The sequence below is a fragment of the Limnoglobus roseus genome, assembly GCF_008254045.1.
Taxonomy (GTDB): Bacteria; Planctomycetota; Planctomycetia; order Gemmatales; family Gemmataceae; genus Limnoglobus; species Limnoglobus roseus.
Genome location: NZ_CP042425.1, coordinates 2953594 through 2976687, shown reverse-complemented (window position 1 = coordinate 2976687; position 23094 = coordinate 2953594). Strand labels below are relative to the sequence as shown.

Here is a 23094-nt window from a genome sequence, read left to right as displayed (position 1 = left end):
TTACTCGTGACAGAATAAGGCCGGTGGGGCGGCCGTTGCCACCGCCCTCGGCGTTTGTACAACTGGCCGGACGCCTGGTCAGTCATCCTCTTACTCGCCCCCGCCTTCGTCGGACTGTGCTATGCCGCCTACCGGGTGGTCCCGTGCCCCCGCTGCTCTCGCGGCATGTGGAAGGCGAAGGGGCCCGGCGACGCCCGCGGGCGGATCTGGCTACAATAGGGTGCCCGTGACCATGTACGATTTCGCGTAACCGCCTGTCCTACGTTTCCAGCGTTAGTCGAACCACTCGCTCGCCTCAGACCCGCCGAAGACGCGGGGGGTCCGAAGAAGAACGACGCCGGGTGAAGGGGTGGGCATGGAGGTCATAGAACGGACGGACCGGGGATTCTCCGCCCGGAGACACGAACACCGCCTCGGAGGCGTCCCCGTGACGTGCCACGTCCCCACCGCTTGTTGCCTCGTGGCTGCCGCGATCCTCGCCGCCCCCGTCCGGGCGCAAGACGCGGCACCCCCGAAGGCGGTCACCGTGCTGCCGGTGTTCTACGTCCCCAAGGGGCAGGACGAACCCACCGACGCCCAGGCCGAACTCCTCGTCAAGCACGTCGAGTGGGCACGGGGGCGGTACAAAGAGTTGCTCCACGGGGAGACGTTCGGCGTGGCCGCCGGTAAGCCCCGGGTGTACCAATCCCCCCGCGACCTGGACTTCCTCCGCAAGCTGCCCGACCGCGGCCTTCCGACCGTCACCGCCGAAGTGCTCACCCACCTCAAGTTCACGCGGTTCAACTGCCCCCACGTCCTACTCGTCGTCGTCGTGAACCCGGCGAACGAGTTCCCCGTCGGGAGCGCGCAGCCGCTCAACGGCGGGCTGAGCACCGGCGGCGGGGTCGTCCAGGTGTGCACGTTCGCCATGGACCGGATGCCGAACTTCCAGTCCACCCTCCAGCACGAACTCGGGCACGCCTTCGGCCTCCCCCACGTGGACGTGTACAAGTACGACATGAAGGCGAACCCGTCGCTCATGTCGTACAACCCGAAGCACCACACTAAGGGGCTGACGCCGAGCGAAACGCCGGGCGAGTTGATCCCGGAAGACGTCCGCGCCCTGGCGCTCAACCGCCGGGTCTTCCCCGCCCTCCGGTTCGACCCGGCGAACGACGTCCCCACGGGGTACGCGATCGCCGACCGGATCGTCCCCCTCGGCCCGATGAAGCTCCCCGACCACCCGGACGGGCCGAAGTTCACCACCGCCTCGGGCGAGGACTTCGGCACGAAGGTCGCCAACCTCCGGGCCGGCCCGGTCGGGCCGAACAAGAAGGGCAAGGTGACGTTCGACGCGGGGACGATGTGGCAGTCGGCGAAGGCCGCGGGCGGGTGGGTGACGGTGGACGTCGCGCTCCCGTACGAGACGGAACTGACCGCCGTCGGGGTCCACTCTCAGCACAGCGGCGAGTACAACGCCGCCCGGGCGGTCCGCGTCTCGATCGCCAAGGAGAAAGGACAGTCGCGGAAGATCGCCCAGGTGTCGCTGAAGTCGGCGGACGAGAAGGTGGCGATCCCGAAGACGAAGGCCAAGGAGTGGCGATTCGAGTTCCAGGCCGGGGAGAGTCAGGCCGTCACGCTGCGGGGCTTGCGGTTCTACGCCGGGGCGGACGAATTGTTCCCGCCGCTCGTCCCCTCCACTCCATGAGTGGGCCGCTGAGATCGCACCGGCCGGCAACTCCGACCGAGCAATCCCCGTCCATGCCGTCCCTTCTCGGTCAAGTCCTCTAGCGACACCGGGCGAAGACGGGTGAGGGTTCCCCGCTCGCCATCTTTCTCGTCCCGCGTTGTTCACCTCGCGACCGTCCCGAACTCTCACAATTAAAACACTCGACACGCGGCGGGCGGACCGATACGCTCGACCGGCGTGCACCGGCGGAGAAGCAAGAAACAAAGGTCACAGCGACGGATCGAGGTGGCACATTGCCAACCACTCACGCTCGGAGTCATGATGCGTCTCCTACTACCACTGGCGACTTGCCTCCTCCTTACGGCCCCGACCGCTGCCTGGGCCGACGGGTGCAAGTTCGCCTTGGACGGCCGCCTCGTCCCCGAGCGCGAACAGCGGGCGTTGATCGAGTGGGCGGACGGCGTCGAGACGCTATTCGTCGCCGCCCTCAGCGACTCGTCCACCGCCGGCAGCGTGTGGGTCGTTCCGGTTCGCGCGAACGCGGCTGACGTGCAAGCCGAACCCGTGGACGGCTTCCCGGTCGTCAGCTTCTACCGCCGATACCGGGACATCGCGCGCGAGAGCCTGCGGGAGGCGATCCAGGCGGTGCAACTGCTCGACTCCGGTGGGCTGTGCTGCGTGGGCGTGCCGATCGGGTGCAGTAGTGGGGCGGCCACCGAGGCAAAAGAGGTCGCCCGCGTCGAAAAACTGGGGATGGTCGTGACCGTGGTGAGGACGGCGTCGCGGGCCGACGTCGAGGGATACCTCGACCGCCAGGGGGTGAACCGGGCGAACGTGAACCTCTCGTCGCTCGAACCCTACGTCGGCCAGGACGGCTACGCCTTCGTCTGCGGGTGGGTCGCGAAGGGCCAAGCCGTGACGGCGACCGGCCTCAAGATCACCTTCCCCTCGCCCACCCTCTGGTTCCCCCTGCGGCCGACGGGCGTGTACGCCGACCCGGTCGAGACGGTCGTGTACGTCCGGCGGGAAGTCCGCCCCGCCGCCGGGTGCGATCTGCCGGGCCTACACTGCGAGTACGTCCGGGGCGTGGTCGAGGAGATGGGCGTCGGTCAGGCGTTCGACCGGAAGGACGCGAACAGCATGGCCAACCTGTACCAGTACCACTACCGGTCTCGGCCCGAACCGATCACCCGCGTAACCCTGACCACGGACCCAAAGCAATGGGACCGCGACCTGGAGTTAGTTCCCGGCCTGACCGGCGAGGGCCAGTTCCTCAAGTCGCTGACGGGTTGGTTCGCGTTCAACGGGCCGTTCTTCATCTCCGCCCTCGGGGCCGCCCTCGGCCTCGCGATTCCCTTGCTGACGATCCCCCGAGGGGAGCAGACGCGGTGGGACTGGCTGGCCGGGGCGGTCATGGGCGGGGCCATCATCTTCTCGCTCTGGGCGTCGGCCATCGCGTTCTCGGCGTGGCGGGCGGTCCGGTTCCGCGGGCAACCCCGCCAACCGCGGCGCTACCTGATCCTACCCCTGCTCGCGATCACGCACTTCCTCCTCGTGTTCGCCGTCTGCCGCGGCTTGATGGCCGTGGTCGCCGCACCCTAACAACACCGGGCGAAGACGGGTGGGCGTTCCCCACCCCTTCGATTCCGGCGTTGTCATGTGCGGCCGCTGTCCTGAGAAATGAACCTGCGGCCGTGAGTGATTTGGTCACGTTGAGAGGAATTGCCTCGGTCATTCCTTGCTGTCCAGCACTTCGCGCACCTTGCGGGCGAGGTCCGCGGGCGAGAACGGCTTCTGAAGGAACGCCACCCCGGCCTCCAGCACGCCGTGCCGGACGATGGCGTCGTCCGTGTACCCGGACACGAACACCACCTTGATCCCCGGACGGGACGCGGACAGGCGCTCGGCCAACAGGCGGCCGCCCATCTCTGGCATCACCACGTCCGAGACAAGGAGGTGGATCGGTCCTTCATACCGCTCGGCCAGTCGGACCGCCTCGCCACCGTGGCCGGCTTCCAGAACGGTGTACCCCGACAACTGGAGGGCGGCCCGGCTGAACTGGCGGACGGCCGCCTCGTCCTCGACCAACAGGACCGTCTCCGACCCCCGCGGGCCGGTGGTGATCCGCGGGTGGGACTTCCCCGCGGTCCCGAGGCCTTCGACGGCCGGCAGGCACATCTTCACCGTCGTCCCGAGCCCCACCTCGCTGTACGCAACCACGTGCCCGCCCGACTGCTTGACGATACCGTGGACCACCGCCAAGCCCAGCCCGGTCCCCTTGCCGACCCCTTTCGTCGTGTAGAACGGGTCGAACATGCGGGCCTTTGTCCCCTCGTCCATGCCCGTGCCCGTGTCCGCCACGGCCAACATCACGTACCGGCCCGGCCACACCTCCGGGTGGGCGTCCGCGTACCCCTCGTCCAGGTTGACGTTCGCCGCCTCGACGGTCAGCCGGCCGCCCCTGGGCATGGCGTCGCGGGCGTTCACCGCCAGGTTCAACAGTACCTGCTCCATCTGGGTCGGGTCCACCTTCACACGTCCGAGGTCGGGACGGATGACGGTGGCCAGGTGTACGTCCTCGCCGATCAACCGGCGGAGCATTCGCTCGCTGTCCCGGACCACTACGCCCAAGTCGAGGACGCGGGGTTGCAGCACCTGCTTGCGACTGAACGCGAGGAGCTGCTGGGTCAGGGCCGCGGCGCGGGTCCCGGCGTCGTGGACTTGCTTCAGCAGCCCGCGGCGTGGGTCGTCCGGGCCCAGGTCCTGGAGGATCAGATCCGTGTACCCGTTGATGACGGTCAAGATGTTGTTGAAGTCGTGGGCCACGCCGCCGGCCAGTTGGCCGATGGACTCCATCTTTTGCGACTGCCGCAGCCGCTCCTCGAGCCGCTTGGCGTACGTCAGGTCGCGGCAGATCTCGGCCCGGCCGACGAGCTGCCCGTCGTCCCGGATCGGCGACACCCGGATCGACACAGGAACCTCAACGCCGCCCCGCCGCAATCGCACCGTCTCGTACGGCCGCACGTCCTCGCCCCGCGCGAGGCGGCCCGTGACCCGCTCGGCTTCGTCCCGGCGATCGGCTGGCACGATCACCGCGGCCGGCCGGCCGACGACCTCGGCGGCGGGGTACGCGAGCAGGTGCTCGGCCCCGGCGTTCCAGTCGGTGATCGTCCCCGCGAGGTCTTGACCGATGATGGCGTCTTCCGACGACGCGACGATCGCGGCCAGACGGCGGACCCGCCCCTCCGCGGCCCGGCGGGCCGCCTCCTCCTCGGAGAGTTGGTGGGTGGCGTGGGAGAGTTCGGCCGTCCGCGTTTCGACCCGGCGCTCGAGCTGGGCCTGGGCTTCCCGCAGTCGAGCCTGCGTCTGCTCGTGATCGGCCACCTCGCCCCGCAGGGACGCGGCTTGGCCCTCGGCCTGCCGGCGGGCGGCCCGGGTCTGTTCCACCAGGCCGATGCCGATCCCGCTCACGGCGACGAAGAACGCGGCCCCGACGACGTGCTCGGCGTCGTGGAACCCGACGGCCCCCCGGGGGTGGACGAACAGGTAATCGGCGGCCAGGTACCCGAGGGCGGCGGCGAGCGTCGCCGGCTTCCACCCGGCGACCCAGGCCGCGACGAGCACGGGGACAAGGAACAAGACGAACGGGTGGTGCTCCCGCAAGTACGGGTCGAGGAGCCACCGGACGAGGGCCGCGAGTGAAACGGCCATCACCGTTAGGGCGTAAACGTGCGGGAGCGGCGTGGGCCAGTCCTTGCCCCCGGAGAGAGTCAATGAGGCGGCGGTCATCGAATGGCCCCTGGCGGATGGGACACACTCCGACTGTACCCGGCTGTGGGGCCTTGGGCAACGGGGGCGTGCGACTTTCGGTCGATCGGCAGTCGAGAAGGAGGGGGCCGCCGATTGCGGCCTCATTCGTACCGTCCGAACGGTCCCTCGGCGACCGCCACCAGGGCCGCCGAGGGACCGCTGGAGTTCCTGCCGCCGGTCCCAAGTAGTCGTGGACGATTCGGTGGAGGTGAGCCGCAGTCGCCGGTGAGATCGGGCGGCCGTCGAGATCGGCGACGAGATCGCCAAGGATGGCCGCGACCTCCCGCTGGGCCGCCGTCAACCCCTCCGGGTCCGCGACTAGCGCGTCGATTACATTGGCGACAGCCGCGAACCAGCGGGCGAGGTCGCAGAGTGCGACGGCGGTTCGCGAGTCCATCGGACCTGGCGATCGGCGAGGTGGGCGGGATGCGGTACAAAAGCGGCGGATGGGAGAGACGGTTGAGGCACCGGCGTCTGGGCCGAATGGAACGAGAATCCGTTTGGCCTTAACGATCAAACCAGCGGTCGTAAACCGTGAACCGTCCGGCTATGATCCGCGATGATGACCGACGCGGACTTGACGGCGAGAATCAGACGCACGCGGTTGGTCGTCCGCTCCGCCCGGGTGGGCCGGCAGATTCCGTCCGCAATCACCTCTCGTTCGCCGGCTACAGAAGTAATCGATCTGGCCCCTCTGAGCTGCTCACCCGGCAGGAGGTTTGGCCGTGTCAAATCGACGGACCGAGTTCCGGATATACCGTCACCGCACGACCGCTAGAACCACTCGAACGAGAAAATTGATTGCATTCGGTCGTTCACGGGAATAGTCTCATCTTCAAACATTGGCACTCGGCACCGAAAATCGGCATTTACGAATGATTGGCCGGACGGCATCGCCCTGGCCCCACGCACCAATTTGAGGATGTTTTTGGATCAACCCGGCAATTCGGGCCTCGGTATCCCCGATGCCTTCACGTTCAGGAGACCGCCCCATGTCGTTCACCTCTCCCCTGCGCTGTCGTCAAGGTCACAAGTCCGACCCACTCTCGTTCGAGGCACTCGATGACCGGTGCTTGCCGTCGACGACGGTGCCCCGCACGATCGTCTACGTCGAAAGCAACAACCCCGAAGCGGGCCAAAATTCCATCCTGGCCTACCGCAGCGACCCCACCACCGGCGAACTCTCGCCATTCGGCACGTTCCTGACCGCCGGGACCGGTACTCCCAACCCGACGGAAATTCTCGGGCCGGACGACTCCGACCAGAACGTGATCGTCGATGCTAACCGCCGCTTCCTGTTCGCGGTCAATTCCGGCAGCGACACGATCGCCGTCTTCAACATTCATGCGGACGGCACCCTGAGCCTCGTACCCGGCGCTCCGTTCGCGTCCGGCGGCATCGAGCCGGTCAGTCTCGCCCTCGCGGGCAGCAACCTCTACGTCGTCAACAAGGGGGACCAAACGGTAGGGCAGGCGAGCGGCGGGTCGCGCCCGAACTACACCGGCTTCCGCGTCGCGAGCGACGGCCGGCTCAGCCCGATCGCCCAATCCACGATCGAGGTGAGCCCCGGGTCGTCACCGTCGCAGGCGCTGGTTACCCCCGACGGCCAGTTCCTGTTCGGCAGCGACCTGTTCGCGTTCCCGCTCGTCCCGGCCCCGCCTCTCCCCCCGTTCATCCCCCCGTTCGCGAGCCTCCTGGAAGGGTTCCGCATCCAGGCCGACGGCACCCTCGCGCAGGTGGCCGGGACGCCGCGCCCGACCTTGGCCGACACGCCCCTCCCGCCGTTCGTTCTCGGCCTCCAGGCCCACCCGACCGAGCGGATCCTCTACGTCGGCTTCGTCGCCGGGAACCAGATCGGTGTCTACACCTACGACGCGGCCGGCGCACTGACCTTCGTGGAGACGGTCCCGAGCGCCGGGCAGGGGACGTGCTGGATCGCCATCAGCCCGGACGCACGGTTCCTGTTCACCGCGAACTCTGCCACCGATAGCGTCTCCGTGCTCTCCATCGCCGACCCGCTACACCCGGTGGAACTTCAGAACCTGGAACTGGCCGGGCCGAAGGCCATCCTCCCAGTCCCCCCCCGGTTCCAGCCCGGTCACCTTCGACACCACCCCCTTCCAACTGGCCACCGACCACACCGGGCGGTTCTTGTACGTCGTCAACCACGAGACGGCGGGCGGGTTGAACCCGGCCGGGAACGCCCTTCACGTTCTCGCGATCGGGACAGACGGCCGACTGACGCAGTCGGCCAGCCCGTTGTTCCTGCCGGTCCCCGGCACGGCCAACCCGCAGGGCGTGGTGGCACTGCGGTTCGATCCCGAGCACTTCCTCGCCGCCGGTGCCGGCCCGGGGGGCGTGCCGAACGTCAAGGTTTACAATGCCGCGGGCGACCCGGTCCGCTCGTTCCTGGCCTACGACGCGAACTTCGGGGGCGGTGTGTCCGTCGCAACGGGGGACGTGACCGGCGACGGCATCGACGACATCGTCACCGGGGCCGGCCCCGGCGGCGGACCCCACGTCAAGGTGTTCGACGGTTCGAACGGGGCGGAAGTCGACAGCTTCTTCGCCTACGACGCCGGCTTCACCGGCGGCGTCCACGTCGGACTCGCCAACGTGGATGGCGACGGCCGGGCCGACATCATCACCGGCGCCGGGCCGGGCGGCGGCCCGCACGTCAAGGTGTTCGACGGAACCGACCTCCGACTGGTGAACAACTTCTTCGCGTACAGTCCCAATTTCACCGGCGGTGTGTTCGTGGCGGGCGGCGATCTCGACACCGACGGCCGCGCCGAAATTGTCACGGGCGCGGGTGTCGGCGGCGGAACACACGTCCGGGCCTTCGACGGCCTAACGGGCACCGAACGGGTCAGCTTCTTTGCCGGCGACCCGACTGGCCGCGGCGGCGTCACGGTCGGCGTCGGCGACTTCGATGGCAACGGGTCCGCCGACATTGTCACCGGCCGGGGGGATTCGTCTACCGTGCGCATCTTCGACGGGGCGGCGATTCTCGGCGGCACCGCCCGCTCGCTCGCGGACCTGATCGCCTATCCCGCCTCGCCTCTCAACGGCGCGTTCGTCGCCGCGACGGATCTGAACGACGACGACCGGGCCGACATCATCTCCGGCTCGACCCGTGGGTCACAGGTGAAAGTCTTCGACGCTGCCACGCAGGCCGAGATCGAAAGCTTTTTGGCTTTCGATTCGTCGTTCAACGGCGGCGTACACGTCGGCTGACCGAATGCCCGGCCGGGCGGGCGTTCCGAGTCATCCGCCCTCCCGGCCCCGAATTCGCCGCGGACGCCGGTGAACAGTCATCGCAGACCACATCGCGATAGCGACGCGGCCGACTCTTGGGGCCGTGCGGTCGGCCCGAGTGGGCGGGAAGATTCCGCCCGCCGGCCCGAAGGTAGGCGTTACCGCGGCCCACCCGCCGCGGTAACGCCTACCTTCGAATGCCTTGAAAACAAGCAGTTCGGCAAGTACGAGTGGTTTACACGTCTCTTTCGTTTCTCCCGTATTGCTAGGCCTATTCGTAGTGAGGGGTGAGCCATTCTACCGATCGCCGGTGCCGTACCCTGTTCCCCGAGCTTGGAGTCCTTACCACCCCTTTTGCGGGTTTAGTAGACTTTGTTACAATTGAGAAGTCGCCGACTCCCTTTGGCCTGAATCGTGTTGGTACGTGGTGCGACTTGAAGGATGCCGCCCATCTTCGATGTTGCCGACGAAAAGTTGAAAATTCCTGACCTTGTTTCGGCCCCGTGGCCATTAACCACTATCCGAAATCCCGTAAGCGCTGACCTCTCCCAAGTGTAAGGCTTTTGAAGTGGGTTATCGGCTGTTAACCGAGTGGTTGACTCGATCGGGGGGAGCGTGTCGAACGGTCAGCAACAATTGAATCCCGCGGCGGCCGACGGGTACGTAACGGATGGCGAGTTGCTCCACCGCTTTGGGGTAGACAACAACGCGGCGGCCTTCGCCGCGGTCTTGGATCGCCACGGACCGATGGTGCTGCGGGTCTGCCAACGGGTGCTCGAAGCGCGGGAAGACGCGGAAGATGCGTTTCAGGCCACCTTCCTCGTCTTGGCCCGGAAGGTGAAGGCGGTCACGTGGCGCGAGTCCATTGGCACGTGGCTCTACGAGACGGCCTTCCGACTGTCGCGCGAGGTTCGGCGGAACCGGACCCGTCGCAAAATCCGCGACGCCCGCAGCCCGATCCGGCCGAACGGGGACGCCCTGGCCGAAGTCACGGGGCGGGAGTTGCTCGCCACCATTGACGAGGAAATCCTCGCCCTCCCGGAAGAGTATCGCGAGCCACTCTTGCTCTGCTGCATGGAGGGGATGAGCGGCGACGAAGTTGCGCGGCAGCTCAGTTGCTCGGCCAGCACGGTCAAGCGCCGCCTCCACCACGCCCGCGAGTTGCTGCACGCCCGCCTGGTCAAGCGGGGCGTCGTGCTCTCCCTCGCGGGGATGACGGTGCTACTCGCCAGCGGGTCGGCCGCGGCAGGCGTCCCGGTCGCTCTGGCATCGAACACGACGGCCGCCGCGGCGAGCTTCGGGTCGGGTGCCCCCGTGGCCTCGGGTCTGGTCTCGCCGGCCGCTCTCGCTCTGGCCGGTCAATCCCTGGCCGTCGCGGCCGCCAAAGTCAAGATTCTCGTCGGCTTGTTGGTCGTAAGCGGGTGCATCGGCACGGCCGCGTTCTTCGCCGACTCGTTCGGCCGGGCCGGCACGAAAATGGTCCCGGCACAAGTCGCCCGGTCCGCCCCGCGGGACGACACGGCCTTGAACGCCGTGCTCGCCTCCGTCCGAACGACGTTGCCGAGCCGCGACGGTTTCATCCGTCAGTATGCCTTCGACGGCAATCCGCTCAGTTGTTTCATGTCCGCGACCCGCCCGGGGGCGGCCGACCACTTCACGATCACGTTCGACGCCCCGGTTGCGGTGAAGTCGCTCCGCATCCAAACCGGCGACCCGACCGGCCACGGGTTCCTGACGAACGGGCAGCTCGAGGTCTCGGACGACGGTCGAGAGTTCCAACCTCTCGGCAGATTTGAAAGCGGCGAGGCGGTGGCCAACCCGAACGGGCGGACGGTGACCGCGGTTCGCGTTCGGGTCACGGCCCCGGAACCGCACGCCCTACTGATCCGCGAAATCACCATCGACTCGGCCCCGGCCGTCGCCGTGTTCCGCTACCCCGTTGAATTCGTGGTCGACGCGACCGACGCCCCCGCGTTGACCGAGTGGGCCGGCCGCGCGGCGCGGGCGTGCGAGCAGTTCTACCCGGTGATCTGCGACGAACTCGCCAGCGACGGGTTCGTCCCGCCGCCCCGGGTTCTACTGTCGGTCCGCTGGGACGCGGACGCCCTGGTCAGCACGTCCGGCAACCGGATCACGGCGTCTGCCGGGTACTTCCAGGCCAACCCTTCCGACGTCGGTGCGGTGGTCCACGCGACCTCGTTCGTCGTCCAGGCCTACGGCGGCCGGGCGACGCCCGGATGGCTCGTCCACGGGGTGGCGGACTACGTTCGGTTCTTCAAGTTCGAAAAGAACTCTCTGGAACGCCCCGACCCCGCCACCGCCCGGTACGACGGCGATTCGCGGGAGACGGCCGACTTCCTGAACTACGTGACCGAGACTTACGATCTGAGTCTCGTTCGGCGTTTGAACGACGCCCTGCGGAGCGGGCACTACAGCGCAGACGTATGGAAGGAGTACACCGGCAAATCTCTCCCCGAGTTGGACGCCGAGTGGCACCGTAACCTTGGTCGGTGATCCCCAACGGAGTCTCACCGATCGCGAATCGAAGTCAATCCTCTCATTGCCCTTATCCATTCCGGGGAGAGATTCTAAAATGCGTTCATCCCATTCCGCCCGGCGCCGCCCGGCCTTCACGCTGATCGAACTGTTGGTCGTCATCGCGATCATCGCCATCCTCATCGGTCTGCTCCTGCCCGCCGTTCAGAAAGTTCGGGAGGCCGCGGCCCGCGCCAAGTGCCAGAACAACCTCAAGCAGATCGGCCTCGCCCTGCACGCTTACCACGACGCCAACACCTGGTTCCCCGCCGCCCGGTCCACCTTCCCCGGCGGCCTCAGCCCGAGCCTCGGCGGCGCGCAAATGCCGGCCTTCCTGGAGTACCAGCCGGCCGACCAGCCCGGCATCTCGCCCGAGTCGATCGGCGGCTGGATGGTGCGCGTCCTCCCGTACATCGAACAGGGGAACGCCCAGGCGTTGGTCGTCGGCAAGTCCACGACCGCGGACATCAGCGCCGGTTATTCGTCGCTTGCTGCGGTGGGCGTCCCGATCTTCCTCTGCCCGAGTGCCGTCGAGCCGACCGCCGGCACGGACCCGACGACGCCCCTGACCCGGACGAGCTACGCGGGCCTAACGGGCGGCGACGAGAACACCGACCCATCGACCGGCCCGATCGGGATGAACGCCTCGAACGGCATGTTCCCGGTCAAGACGCCGTTCGGCCCCACGGCCGGCGTCCGCCCGCGGGTGGCGGCCGTCCACGTCACCGACGGTCTGAGCAACACCCTCGCCGTGGGCGAACGGCACGTCACGCAAAAGGGCATGACCTGGGTGGGGGCGGACTACCACACGCTCCTCGCCTTCCCCAACCAAAATTCGTTCGGCGGGGTCGGCCCGGGCGGCGCGATCACCTTGACCGCGTGCCCCGCCTCGCTCCCCGCCCGGTACGACCCGTTCGCCCCGAACAACGTCTGCAGCCAGGACCGGTTCAACAGCCCGCACCCCGGCGGCGGGACGTGGCTGTTGGGCGACGGCAGCGTCCGCACCTTCCTCTTCGCGGCCGGCGTCACCGTGTTGCCGGCGATGGTCAGTATCAACGGCGGCGAAGTGGTGAACGAGTAGCAGCCCCACCCAACCGGAGGAGCCCGATGCGAGAAAGAACCGTTCCGAAATGGGTGGCCCGTCTTTTCACGGTGATCGGACTGACGGTCTTCGCCGGGTGCGGGCCGTCCCGCACCGACGTAGCGGGGAAGGTTTCGTACCGCGGTCGCCCGGTCGTCTACGGGACCGTGAGCGTGATCGGGTCGGACCAGATCACGTACTACGGCGCGATCCAAACGGACGGTTCGTTCGCCGTCCGCCACGTCCCGGTTGGGGCGGTGCGGATCGGGGTGTACAGCCCCGACCCGTATTTCGAACTCCCCGTCCCGCCGAATGTAAAAAAACAAATCGAGGCGGCCCGGCGGGCCCAGGGAGTCGAGGAACTCCCGAAGCCCCTGAAGGGGCAGTGGTTCAAGATCCCGCCCAAGTACGCGGACCCTCTGACGTCGTCGCTGACGGCACAGGTCGAAGGCCCCTCCCCCATCATTGAATGCAGCCTCGATTGATCGCGGGTTGGGGAGAGGCTTTCGACGGTAGAAGGCCGCGGTGGGGCGTGACCGATTACCTCGATCACGCCCCACCGAATCAACTCCGATGTTTTCCTATTTTCGATCCGACTCCGATAGACTTTGATTGAGCCTGGTGGACTTTGTTACAGATACGGCTTCATCACTTCGCAGGGTATGCTTGCTTTCAATCGTTTTCTCACGACAGGCTTTGCCGAACAGCAGGACGCTTCCTAAACACTAGGTCGCAGTTTCAATTCCTGCCTGGGGCACTGGACGGAAAACCGTGTAAGACGAAGCCTTTAGGCTCAACCCATCACAACGGTGGCGCGGCGAGAAACCCGAGAAGTGTGGTAGTGACTACCACACTTCGACGGAGGTTGCCTCGTGTCGAAGCGAATCCCTTCCTGCCTGTTCCACAAAATGTCCGGTCAGGCCCGCGTCGTAATGACCCGGCCCGACGGCACCCGCCACACGATCTACCTCGGCCCGTACGGCTCGGCCGAGTCGAAGGAGCGGTACGCCGAAGTGATCAAAGGCCTCAGCCGGGACACGCCCGTTGAGGAGGTGAAGCCCCGGCCGGCCCCTATATCGCTGGCGCTCTCGGTGAACGAAATCATCCTGGCGTTCTGGCTGCACTGCGAAGTGCTACTACTAGGAGCCGGACGGCAAGCCGCGTCCTCCGCCAGTTGTTCGGGCCGACGCCGGCCGCCGACTTCGGGCCGGGGATGGTGCCGGCGGGTAGTCAACTACCGGGTCGACCGGGTCCGGCGGTGCTTCAAGTGGGCCGTGTCGCGAGATGCTGCCCGGCGACCGGTACGAGGTGTTGCGCACCCTCGGCGGCCTCCGCCGGGGCCGCACCCCGGCACGGGAGTCGGACCCCGTCCTGCAGGTCGATGAGGGGGACTACCGCGTGACCCTGCCGCACATGACGCCCACGCTTCGCGCGATGGCCGCGTTCCAGCGGTGGACGGGATGCGGCCCGGGGACCTGTGCAAGTTCCGCCCCGCGTGCGATGACCCGGGTAGGTACCTGTTCTCTGCGGCGGCGGCCGAGTTCCGGGCGTTACGGGCGGCGAACACGAAGCCCCCCTCTGGCTGTTGGCCGTGGCGCAACGCCCGGGAGCGGAAGGCCGACCCAAAGCGGAAGCCGACCGGACTCTACACCGCCGACAGCTACAGCAAGGCGATCGCCAAGGCCGTGAAGCGGGCGAACCAGTGGCGGGCGAAAATGGCCGCGGGGTCGCGTTCAACCCGATCCCGCCGTCGGCACCGAACCAGCTTTGGCACCTGCGGGGAAAGCGTCCGGCGAATCGACGCCTTGCGTAGCAGGTTACGATGGTGGCTTTCTCAACCCGAGGAGGCGCACCCGTGTCCGACACCCCGATCCCGTCCCCGCCGACCGACCCCCTCGACCGCGAACAATTCTGGCGGGACACGGTCGCCGCGTTCGCAACGTCCGGCCTGTCCGTCCGGGCATTTTGTGCGGCCCGCGGCCTCCCTGAGAAGCGGTTCTACACGTGGCGGAAGGCCCTCGGCCTGAGTCCCGTCGGACGACCGGCGTCGCCGTCCGACGTCCCGCCGGCCCGGGGGTTCGTCCCCGTCCGCATCCTGGCCGACGCGGCGGCGGAGATCGTCCGGCCCGGCGTGGTCGTCCTCCGCGTGCCGGTCACGGCCGACCCGGCCCACGTCGTCCGGCTGGTCGCCGCGATCCGGGGGGCGACGTGCTGACCCTCGGCGCGACCGGGGCCATCTACCTGGCCGTGGAACCCCAAGACGGCCGCAAAGGAATTGACGGCCTCGCCGGGGTCGTGGCCTCAGCCCTCGGCCGCGACCCGGCGTCGGGCGATTTGTTCGTCTTTAAGAACCGCAAGGGGAACCGGCTCAAGGTGCTGGCGTGGGCCGGGGACGGGTTCGCCCTGTACCTCCGCCGACTGGAGCGGGGGACGTTCGCCTTCCCGGCCGCCGGCGGCGTCGGAGTCGTCGTCACCCCGGCCCAACTGGCCATGATCCTCGGCGGCCTCGATCCGGCGGCCGCGCGGTCCCGCAAGCGGTACGCCCGGCCCGACCCGGCGAATCCGAGAACCGTCTGACCGGGTCGCGCGTACCCCCGGCATGACGCCGCGGGAAGTCGAACTCGACCGGGAGAATGCCCATCTGCGGGCGACCGTCGCCGAATTGCACGCCGTCGTCGCCGACCTGCGACGCACGATCGAGGGGCAACAGGCCCACATCGACCGCCTCGTCAAGATGGCGTTCGGCCGGACCTCCGAGCGGGTCGTCGGCCCGACCCTGTTCGACGCCGGGCCCCCGCCCGGCGTCGAGGCCGGCGTGTCGCGGTTGCCCCGGCCGTCGGACCCGCCTTCGAACCCGCCCCGCGGCCGCGGGCACGGTCGCCGTCCCGTCGCCACCGACCTGCCCGTCGAGCGGGTGGGGATCGACCTGTCCGAGGCCGCGCAGGCGTGCCCGTGCGGCGGCGAGATGCGGGTCCGGGTCGGCCTCGGCGGGCCGGCCCGGCGGTACGACGACCGCCCGGCGTCCGTGTTCGTTCGGGGAACGGTTCGGGTCAGTTTCGCCGGCCCGGGGTGCGAGCGGGCCGGCCACGACCCGCGGTTCGCCCGCCCGCCACTCCCGTCCGAGCCGATCCCCCGCTCGTCGGTCGCGGCCGGACTGCTCGCCCACGTCGCCGTGTCCGAGTTCGTCGGTCACCTGCCGCTCCACCGCCTCGAACACATCCTCGCCCGGCACGGGCTGGTCGCGCCGCGGTCCACCCTGTGCGACTGGGTCCGCGGGTGCGCGGCCGCCCTCGAACCCGTCTACCGGGCGATGGTCGCCCGTGTGAAGCGGTCGTACGCCATCCACGCCGACGAGACACCCGTGACGCTCTTGCGGCCCCGGCGGACGGCCTACGCTTGGGCGTACCTCGGAGACGCCGCCGTCCCGTTCATCGTGTCCGACCTCACCCCCGGCCGGTCCCAAGAGTTCCCGGCGCGGTTCCGCGCCGGGTTCACCGGGTTCGTCCAGGCCGATGCGTACGCCGGGTACGACTCCGTCCACCGGGGCATGCGACACGTCGGCGGCTGGGGATGCACGCCCGCCGCGGGTTCCACGACGCAAGGGGCAATGACCCGCGGGCCGCGGAGGCGATCGCCGTCGCCCGCACTCTCTACGACGTCGAGCGGCGGATCGGCGAGGCGGGCCCGCGGGGCGAGGCGGTGACGTCCGCCGTCAACCAGTGGCCGACGCTGGTGCGGTACGTGGACGATCATCACCTTGCCACCGACAACGGGCCCGGCCGAGCGGGCCATCCGCCCGCTGGCCGTCGGGCGAAGGAATTGGCTGTTCGTCGGCGGCGACAACGGCCTGTCATCCGCGGCCGTCCTGCTCACCGTGGTGGCGAGCGCCAAGCGGCACGGGCACGACCCGTGGGCCTACCTCCGCGACCTGCTGACCCATCTCCCGACCCGACCGCCCGACGCCGCGACGTGGCCGACCTCCTCCCGGACCGCTGGCGACCGTCGTAGTCCGACCGGTGCCGACCCCGCACGCACGCCGACAGACCAACTCGCCGGACGCTTTCCGCCCGCCGATCCCCCGCCGCGTCCCGTTCCATCGCCGGCACGAGGCCGACCTCCGGGCGGCCGTCGCCGCCGACCCGAACCGGACACTCGCCGCGTTGCGCGCGCACCTCGGCGTGCCGGTCAGCCTCGCCACCCTGTGGGCGGCGTTGCGGGCCCTGAGGATCTCGTTCAAAAAAAAAACTCGTAGCGGCCGAGCAACGCGGGCCGTGGCCGCCCGGCGGAAGGCGTTCCGTGACTTCCAGCGGCTCGGGACCGCCCCCCGACCGGTTCGTGTTCCTGGACGAGGCGTGGGTGAAGACAAACATGACCCGCCGGTACGGGTGGGGGCCGACGAACCGGCGGGTGGTCGAGGCCGTCACGCACGGGCACGGGAGGACGACCACGTTCATGGCCGCCCTGCGGGCCACCGGCCTGGTCGCCCGCTCGTCGTCGACGGGGCCGTGAACGAGGCCGTCTCCCGGGCCTACGTCGAAAAACAACCGGTCCGGGCGTTGAAGCCGGGCGACATCGTGGTGATGGACAACCTGTCGAGCCGCAAGGTGACCGGCGTCCGGGAGGCGATCGTGGAGGCCAGGGCGACGGTCGTATACCTGCCCCCATACTCACCGGACCTCAACCCGATCGAGCACGTGTTCGCCAAGGCGAAGAATGAACTCCGCGCGGCAGTCGCGGACGAAGGTGGCGTGCGATGCGTCCTGTGGCGAGGTGCCGGATTGGCTCCCGGCGGGCGAGTGCTGGAACTACATCCTCCACGCCGGGTACGTCTCACAAGAGAGAGAGTGAAAATACTCTAACGGCCGCCTCGGGGACGTGGATCATGCCCATCGCCCCCGTCTTTCGGTCGGTCACGACGGCTTCGACGTTAAACAAAACATACTTTGCTAGTTCACGGCGTCCGCGCCCACCCGCATTTGCCGGCGCCCCAGACCGCGGGTTAGATGATCTTCCCGTCGGCTCGGTCCCAACGGAATACCATGCCGACGACTTCCTCAGGATCGTGGTGAAGGAAACCGAGGTGGACTGTTCCGAAAGAGCTTTGATTTTGATCTCTCCCATTAACTCTGTGTCGGGGTGGCCAAGCGACCATGGAAAACAGGAAAGGATGTGCGGAAGAATTTCGGGAAATGGATCTGGAAAAGACAAAAGCCCCCGGTCTGTTTTCAGACCGGGGGCTTTGGGATGATGCCGGCAATGACCTACTCTCGCCCTGGACGGACTACCATCGGCCCCGAAGGTTTTACGGCCGTGTTCGGGATGGGAACGGGTTCACCACTTCGGGCATGATCACCGGCAAGTCGCAACTGTATCGAGGTATATCGATGCAACTTGGGAGTACGAAATCGTCGACGACTTCTCGGGCGTCACGAGTGAGAGAACGAGCAATGTGGCCAAACGTTTGACTGTTAGTACCGGTTAGCTGAGTGCATTGCTGCACTTGTACACCCGGCCTATCGACCTGGTCGTCTCCCAGGAGTCTTCAAGGAAATCTGATCTTGAGGGAAGTTTCACGCTTATATGCTTTCAGCGTTTATCCATTCCGCACGTAGCTACCCAGCGATGCGGCTAGCGCCACAACTGGCACACCAGCGGTGCGTCCCTCCCAGTCCTCTCGTACTAGGGAGAAAGCCTCGCAAATTTCCTGCGCCCACAGCAGATAGGGACCGACCTGTCTCACGACGGTCTAAACCCAGCTCACGTACCACTTTCATCGGCGAACAGCCGAACCCTTGGGAGCTTCTCCACCCCCAGGATGTGATGAGCCGACATCGAGGTGCCAAACCTCCTCGCCGCTATGAACGCTCAGAGGAGATAAGCCTGTTATCCCCGGAGTACCTTTTATCTGTTGAGCGATGGCCCTTCCATGCGGGACCACCGGATCACTAACGCCGACTTTCGTCCCTGCTCGCCCTATCGGGCTCGCAGTCAAGCACCCTTCTACGTTTACGCTCGCTGCCCGATTGCCAACCGGGCTGAGGGTACCGTTGCACTCCTCCGTTACCTTTTGGGAGGAGATCGCCCCAATCAAACTGCCCACTTAGCACGGTCCGACGCTACGGTTCAGTAAACGTCGTTAGAATTCAAACACAACAAGGGTGGTGTTTCATCGACGACTCAGTGCGACCCGAAAGCCGCACTTCACAGTCTCCCACCTACGCTACGCATGTTGGGTCTAAACCCAATACCAAGCTACAGTTAAGGTTCACGGGGTCTTTCCGTCTAGCTGCGGGTATGTCGCATCTTCACGACAACTACAATTTCACCGAGTCTCTCGTGGAGACAGTGTTCCGGTCGTTACGCCATTCATGCAGGTCGGAACTTACCCGACAAGGAACTTCGCTACCTTAGGACCGTCATAGTTACGGCCGCCGTTTACTGGAGCTTCGGTTGCGAGCTTCACCTTACGGCTAACCCTCTTCCTTAACTTACCAGCACCGGGCAGGCGTCAGTCTGTATACCGCCACTTACGTGTTCGCACAGACCTGTGTTTTTAGTAAACAGTCGCCAGAACCTTTTCACTGCGACCCCCACGGATGGGGGCAATCCTTTTCCCGAAGTTACGGATTTAACTTGCAGAGTTCCTTCACGAGAGTTCTCTCGAGCGCCTTAGAATATTCATCTCACCTACCTGTGTCGGTTTTAGTACGGTTGTCGTGCGGTTTTCTTGGCAGTGTCTCTGACCATATCGGGACCTTAAACGCCCTGAGGCAATCTAATAAGCCTACTGGTCTCGGACTCTGCGTCCCATAGTGCACGACGAGCGCAGGAATATTAACCTGCTGGCCATCCGCTACGCCTTTCGGCCTTGCGTTAGGTACCGGCTAACCCTGGGCGGATTTACCTTCCCCAGGAAACCTTAGGTTTACGGCGAACGGGATTCTCACCCGTTTTATCGTCTACTCATTCCGACATAATCACTTGCAGCCGCTCCAGTGCCCGTTGTCCGTACACCTTCGCCGCAACTGCAACGCTCTCCTACCGTGCATTACTGCACCCACTGCTTCGGTGTCATACTTGAGTCCCGTTCATTATCGGCGCAGAACCCCTCGACCAGTAAGCTATTACGCACTTTTTAAATGGTGGCTGCTTCTAAGCCAACATCCTGGCTGTCTCCGGGGTTCAACTTCCTTTCGCACTGAGTATGACTTGGGGACCTTAGCAGGTGATCTGGGTTGTTCCCCTCTCGACTATGAAGCTTATCCCCCACAGTCTAGCTGCCCGACCTTGGTACACCGGTATTCGGAGTTTGGCTTCGATGGGTAGCCGGGTAGGCCCCCATTCGAAATCAGTCGCTCTACCCCCGGCGCCAACTAGTCGAACGTTAACCCTAAAGTTATTTCGGAGAGAACGAGCTATCTCCACGTTTGATGATACTTTCAATCCCCCACACAGCTCATCCCATCGGTTTTCAACCCAAATGAGTTCGGTCTTCCATGGGGTGTTACCCCCACTTCATCCTGGCCATGCGTAGATCACGTGGTTTCGCGTCTACCGCCCCCAACTTGACGCCCGTTAAGACTCGGTTTCCCTTCGGCTACGCGGCAGAGCCGCTTAACCTTGCTGGTGACGATAAGTCGTCGGATCATTATGCAAAAGGCACGCCGTCAGGCTTGCGTTGCCGCGTTGCCCTTCGACCGCTTGTAGGCATGTGGTTTCAGGTTCAGTATCCTCCCCTTGTCGGGGTTCTTCCCATCTTTCGCTCGCGCTACTTTTCGCTATCGGTTGCTAGAGAGTATTTAGCCTTGCGGGATGGTCCCCGCCGATTCGGACTCACTTTCACGTGTTGAGTCGTACTCAGGATACCGCTACGCCTGTCCCCCTGTCACGTACGGGGCTTTCACCCTCTGTGGCCGGCGATTCCACGCCGTTCGGTTAAGGATTCAGGTCGATGATACGGTCCTACAACCCCGGAAGGGCAAGCCCCTCCGGTTTAGGCTGTTCCGCGTTCGCTCGCCGCTACTGACGGAATCGAGGTTTCTTTCTCTTCCTCCAGGTAATGAGATGTTTCAGTTCCCTGGGTTCGCTCGGGTATTCCGGTATCAAAGCTCGTTTGACAGCTCCACCGGACTTATCGCAGTCTTCCACGCCCTTTCGCCTTCTAGCACCAAGACATCCCCCACACGCCCTTAATAGCTTGGCCACATTGCTCACCCCCTCGCCCCGCGTTACCACGAAACAAGAGAAGTAAGCACTGCACGCTATTTCATCCCCTCCCACCCGCTCCGTAGCGACTGGGAACGACGATCACTTCGTTCTTCTTCTAAGGCTCGTGCTCGAGAAATCGTTGAACAAAATCATCCCGCCCGATGGCCGCCCACCGAACGCGATGTTTGATGCGATTTCGTACTCACCAAGTTGTCAAAGATCGACAGTTCGGGGCCGCAGGGTCCGGCGTCGCCGTCCCCTCCAACCCCGGGTTTGCGGCCGAGGCCGCTCACCCTTCATCGCCAGATTCGTCGCAAGTCTTTAGCAGACTTACACTTCCGTCTCTTGCGTGATTTCATCTTAGGGCCGGGTCGGCTCTCCGTCAACCACCCGCGGAATTATCCTTCCCGCGGCACCGACCCACCCGACCCGAACCTTCTGTGGAGAAAGGGGATTCGAACCCCCGACCCAAGTGTATTGTTGGATGAAAAAGCCCTGCCAGTTTCCTGGCAGGGCTTCATCTATCGATGCAAGTTAGTAGCGTTACGTTACGTGGGTGAGGACTTGTCGGCTCGTGCGTGTGAGGCACGGCCTTGGATGGTTATCCTTAGAAAGGAGGTGATCCAACCGCAGGTTCCCCTACGGTTACCTTGTTACGACTTAGTCCCAATTGGATGTATCACCTTCGACTACGGTAAAGTAGGCTTCGGGCGCTCCACCCTTTCGTGGCTTGACGGGCGGTGTGTACAAGGCTCAGGAACACATTCACCGCGGTGTTGCTGACCCGCGATTACTAGCGATTCCGACTTCACGAAGGCGAATTGCAGCCTTCGATCTGAACTGGGGCGTGTTTTTTGGGATTGGCTTGGTCTCGCGACTTCGCGTCCCTTTGTTCACGCCATTGTAGCACGTGTGCAGCCCCAAACATAAAGGCCATGAGGACTTGACGTCATCCCCACCTTCCTCCGGTTTGACACCGGCAGTCCCACTAGAGTCCCCGGCACGACCCGCTGGCAACTAATGGTAAGGGTTTCGCTCGTTAAGGGACTTAACCCGACATCTCACGACACGAGCTGACGACAGCCATGCAGCACCTGTGTTAGCTTCCGGGTTGGATACCGTTCGTTCCCGTTTCCGGGTCCTACTTGCTAACTCTTTCGAACATGTCAAGTCTGGGTAAGGTTCTTCGCGTAGCCTCGAATTAAGCCACATGCTCCACCGCTTGTGTGAGCCCCCGTCAATTTCTTTGAGTTTCAGCCTTGCGGCCATACTCCCCAGGCGGAGAACTTAGCACTTTTGCTTCGGCAGTAAACCCAAGTCGTGTCTACTACCTAGTTCTCAACGTTTAGGGCTAGGACTACCGGGGTATCTAATCCCGTTCGCTCCCCTAGCTTTCGCGCCTCAGCGTCAGAAGAGATCCAGCAAGCCGCCTTCGCCACCGGAGTTCCTGTGCATATCAACGCATTTCACCGCTCCACGCACAGTTCCGCTTGCCCCTATCTCCCTCGAGACCGCCAGTATCCGCGGCCGTTCCCCGGTTGAGCCGGGGGATTTCACCGCAGACTTGGCAGCCCGCCTACGCGCCCTTTAAGCCCAGTGATTCCGAACAACGTTCGCACGGTTCGTCTTACCGCGGCTGCTGGCACGAACTTAGCCCGTGCTTCCTCCAGGGATAGATCAAAGTTTAACCCTTTTCTCCCCCTCGACAGTGCTTTACAACCCGAAGGCCTTCGTCGCACACGCGGCGTCGCTCGGTCAAGCTTGCGCTCATTGCCGAAGATCCTCGACTGCAGCCACCCGTAGGTGTCTGGCCAGTGTCTCAGTGCCAGTGGCGCGGGTCGTGCTCTCACACCCGCTAGACATCTCAGGCTTGGTAGGCCGTTACCCCACCAACTACCTAATATCACGTGGGCTCCTCCCGGGGCGGCGGACCTTTGGTCTCACGACGTCATCTGGAATTACCCCTTCTTTCGAAGGGCTATGCCAGACCCCGGGGTAAATCCCCACGCATTACTGCCCCTTACGCTGCTTCCCCCCTTGCGGGGATTCGCTCAACTTGCATGCCTAATCCACGCCGCCAACGTTCGTTCTGAGCCAGAATCAAACCCTTCAAAAGTTTATCGTTGCTCGGCCGAAGCCGAACGCTTTTAAGTGTTTGCCTGCTTCGTTGCTCGGTTCAACTCATCTTCCGCGGGCCGGCCAGGATTACTCCCGGCCGGCCCACGTCCGGTGAGCGTCGCCGACCAACGGCATACGCTCACCCACTGTAAGGCTCGTAACGCTACCAACTTGTCAAAGATCCACCGAACCAAGATCCGCGAAACTCCAAGGCGTTAGCCCCTCGTTTCGGTTTACTCGGCGACCGCATCGCTGCGGGTTTGTAATCCTATGCCTCAGGTCAGGAACGGCAATAGATCACTTTCAATTCTTCCAACAATACCGTGTGTCAGCATCAGATGTCTACATGCAGTTGGGCAATCGATCTGGAACCGCCACTGGATCACACCGGTTACTAGAATTCGGGTACTGTCCT

At 65.1% G+C, this 23094-nt stretch carries 13 protein-coding genes, 3 rRNA genes and 1 pseudogene; 13 read left to right on the top strand and 4 right to left on the bottom strand.

Translation table 11 applies throughout. The annotated features are described in order from the left end of the window. Nucleotides 1-427 precede the first annotated feature (427 nt). Complete coding sequence (locus PX52LOC_RS12390; protein WP_149110390.1) at nucleotides 428-1687, top strand: hypothetical protein; 1260 nt, start codon at nucleotides 428-430, stop codon at nucleotides 1685-1687. Between the two features lie 300 nt (nucleotides 1688-1987). Continuing rightward, nucleotides 1988-3271, top strand: a complete 1284-nt coding sequence (locus PX52LOC_RS12385) for a hypothetical protein (RefSeq protein WP_149110389.1) — start codon at nucleotides 1988-1990, stop codon at nucleotides 3269-3271. Nucleotides 3272-3400: 129 nt separating this feature from the next. Here PX52LOC_RS12385 and PX52LOC_RS12380 read toward each other — a convergent pair whose 3' ends face one another. After that, nucleotides 3401-5458 carry a PAS domain S-box protein gene (locus PX52LOC_RS12380; protein WP_168218957.1) on the bottom strand — a complete coding sequence of 686 codons (2058 nt, stop codon included), beginning with the start codon at nucleotides 5456-5458 and terminating at the stop codon, nucleotides 3401-3403. A 986-nt stretch (nucleotides 5459-6444) separates the two neighbouring features. On the opposite strand from PX52LOC_RS12380, the pseudogene PX52LOC_RS43845 reads away from it, so the two are divergent. The 11 genes and pseudogenes from PX52LOC_RS43845 to PX52LOC_RS40430 all read left to right on the top strand — a co-directional run. Further along, nucleotides 6445-7506, top strand: a pseudogene (locus PX52LOC_RS43845) (lactonase family protein); the annotation flags it as partial. A 124-nt stretch (nucleotides 7507-7630) separates the two neighbouring features. Further along, a complete protein-coding gene (locus tag PX52LOC_RS12370) occupies nucleotides 7631-8716 on the top strand; it encodes an FG-GAP repeat protein (RefSeq protein ID WP_168218956.1) in 1086 nt (361 codons plus the stop codon). Nucleotides 8717-9352: 636 nt separating this feature from the next. Next, nucleotides 9353-11251 carry a sigma-70 family RNA polymerase sigma factor gene (locus PX52LOC_RS12365; RefSeq protein WP_149110386.1) on the top strand — a complete coding sequence of 633 codons (1899 nt, stop codon included), beginning with the start codon at nucleotides 9353-9355 and terminating at the stop codon, nucleotides 11249-11251. A 79-nt stretch (nucleotides 11252-11330) separates the two neighbouring features. Continuing rightward, nucleotides 11331-12353 (top strand): DUF1559 family PulG-like putative transporter, encoded by a 1023-nt coding sequence (locus tag PX52LOC_RS12360; RefSeq protein WP_149110385.1) that lies wholly within the window; start codon nucleotides 11331-11333, stop codon nucleotides 12351-12353. Nucleotides 12354-12379: 26 nt separating this feature from the next. Then, nucleotides 12380-12838, top strand: coding sequence for a peptidase associated/transthyretin-like domain-containing protein (locus PX52LOC_RS12355; protein WP_149110384.1), 459 nt, complete (start codon nucleotides 12380-12382; stop codon nucleotides 12836-12838). A 1370-nt stretch (nucleotides 12839-14208) separates the two neighbouring features. Continuing rightward, complete coding sequence (tnpA, locus tag PX52LOC_RS40445; RefSeq protein ID WP_168218955.1) at nucleotides 14209-14568, top strand: IS66 family insertion sequence element accessory protein TnpA; 360 nt, start codon at nucleotides 14209-14211, stop codon at nucleotides 14566-14568. Continuing rightward, nucleotides 14562-14930, top strand: a complete 369-nt coding sequence (tnpB, locus tag PX52LOC_RS40440) for an IS66 family insertion sequence element accessory protein TnpB (protein WP_168218954.1) — start codon at nucleotides 14562-14564, stop codon at nucleotides 14928-14930. The genes tnpA and tnpB overlap by 7 nt, the downstream gene beginning before the upstream one ends. A 22-nt stretch (nucleotides 14931-14952) precedes the next feature. Next, complete coding sequence (locus tag PX52LOC_RS12345; protein ID WP_149110382.1) at nucleotides 14953-16056, top strand: IS66 family transposase; 1104 nt, start codon at nucleotides 14953-14955, stop codon at nucleotides 16054-16056. 54 nt (nucleotides 16057-16110) lie between these two features. Further along, nucleotides 16111-16605 (top strand): transposase domain-containing protein, encoded by a 495-nt coding sequence (locus tag PX52LOC_RS43840; RefSeq protein ID WP_168218953.1) that lies wholly within the window; start codon nucleotides 16111-16113, stop codon nucleotides 16603-16605. A 44-nt stretch (nucleotides 16606-16649) separates the two neighbouring features. Continuing rightward, nucleotides 16650-16862 carry a transposase gene (locus tag PX52LOC_RS40435; RefSeq protein ID WP_168218952.1) on the top strand — a complete coding sequence of 71 codons (213 nt, stop codon included), beginning with the start codon at nucleotides 16650-16652 and terminating at the stop codon, nucleotides 16860-16862. Continuing rightward, nucleotides 16859-17212 (top strand): transposase, encoded by a 354-nt coding sequence (locus PX52LOC_RS40430; protein WP_168218951.1) that lies wholly within the window; start codon nucleotides 16859-16861, stop codon nucleotides 17210-17212. The genes PX52LOC_RS40435 and PX52LOC_RS40430 overlap by 4 nt, the downstream gene beginning before the upstream one ends. Before the next feature lie 389 nt (nucleotides 17213-17601). Here PX52LOC_RS40430 and rrf read toward each other — a convergent pair. The 3 genes from rrf to PX52LOC_RS12320 form a co-directional block, all read right to left on the bottom strand. Beyond that, nucleotides 17602-17710, bottom strand: a 5S ribosomal RNA gene (gene rrf, locus PX52LOC_RS12330). A 92-nt stretch (nucleotides 17711-17802) separates the two neighbouring features. Beyond that, nucleotides 17803-20556 (bottom strand): 23S ribosomal RNA (locus PX52LOC_RS12325). A gap of 616 nt (nucleotides 20557-21172) precedes the next feature. Beyond that, a 16S ribosomal RNA gene (locus PX52LOC_RS12320) occupies nucleotides 21173-22677 on the bottom strand. Together the 16S, 23S and 5S rRNA genes form the textbook arrangement of a ribosomal RNA operon. Nucleotides 22678-23094 lie beyond the last annotated feature (417 nt).

Bases quoted from the DNA above. Each gene is read 5' to 3' on its own strand.
- PX52LOC_RS12360 (WP_149110385.1), top strand. From the start codon at position 11,331: ATGCGTTCATCCCATTCCGCCCGGCGCCGCCCGGCCTTCACGCTGATC.
- PX52LOC_RS12345 (WP_149110382.1), top strand. From the start codon at position 14,953: ATGACGCCGCGGGAAGTCGAACTCGACCGGGAGAATGCCCATCTGCGG.
- PX52LOC_RS12385 (WP_149110389.1), top strand. From the start codon at position 1,988: ATGATGCGTCTCCTACTACCACTGGCGACTTGCCTCCTCCTTACGGCC.
- PX52LOC_RS12380 (WP_168218957.1), bottom strand. From the start codon at position 5,458: ATGACCGCCGCCTCATTGACTCTCTCCGGGGGCAAGGACTGGCCCACG.
- PX52LOC_RS12355 (WP_149110384.1), top strand. From the start codon at position 12,380: ATGCGAGAAAGAACCGTTCCGAAATGGGTGGCCCGTCTTTTCACGGTG.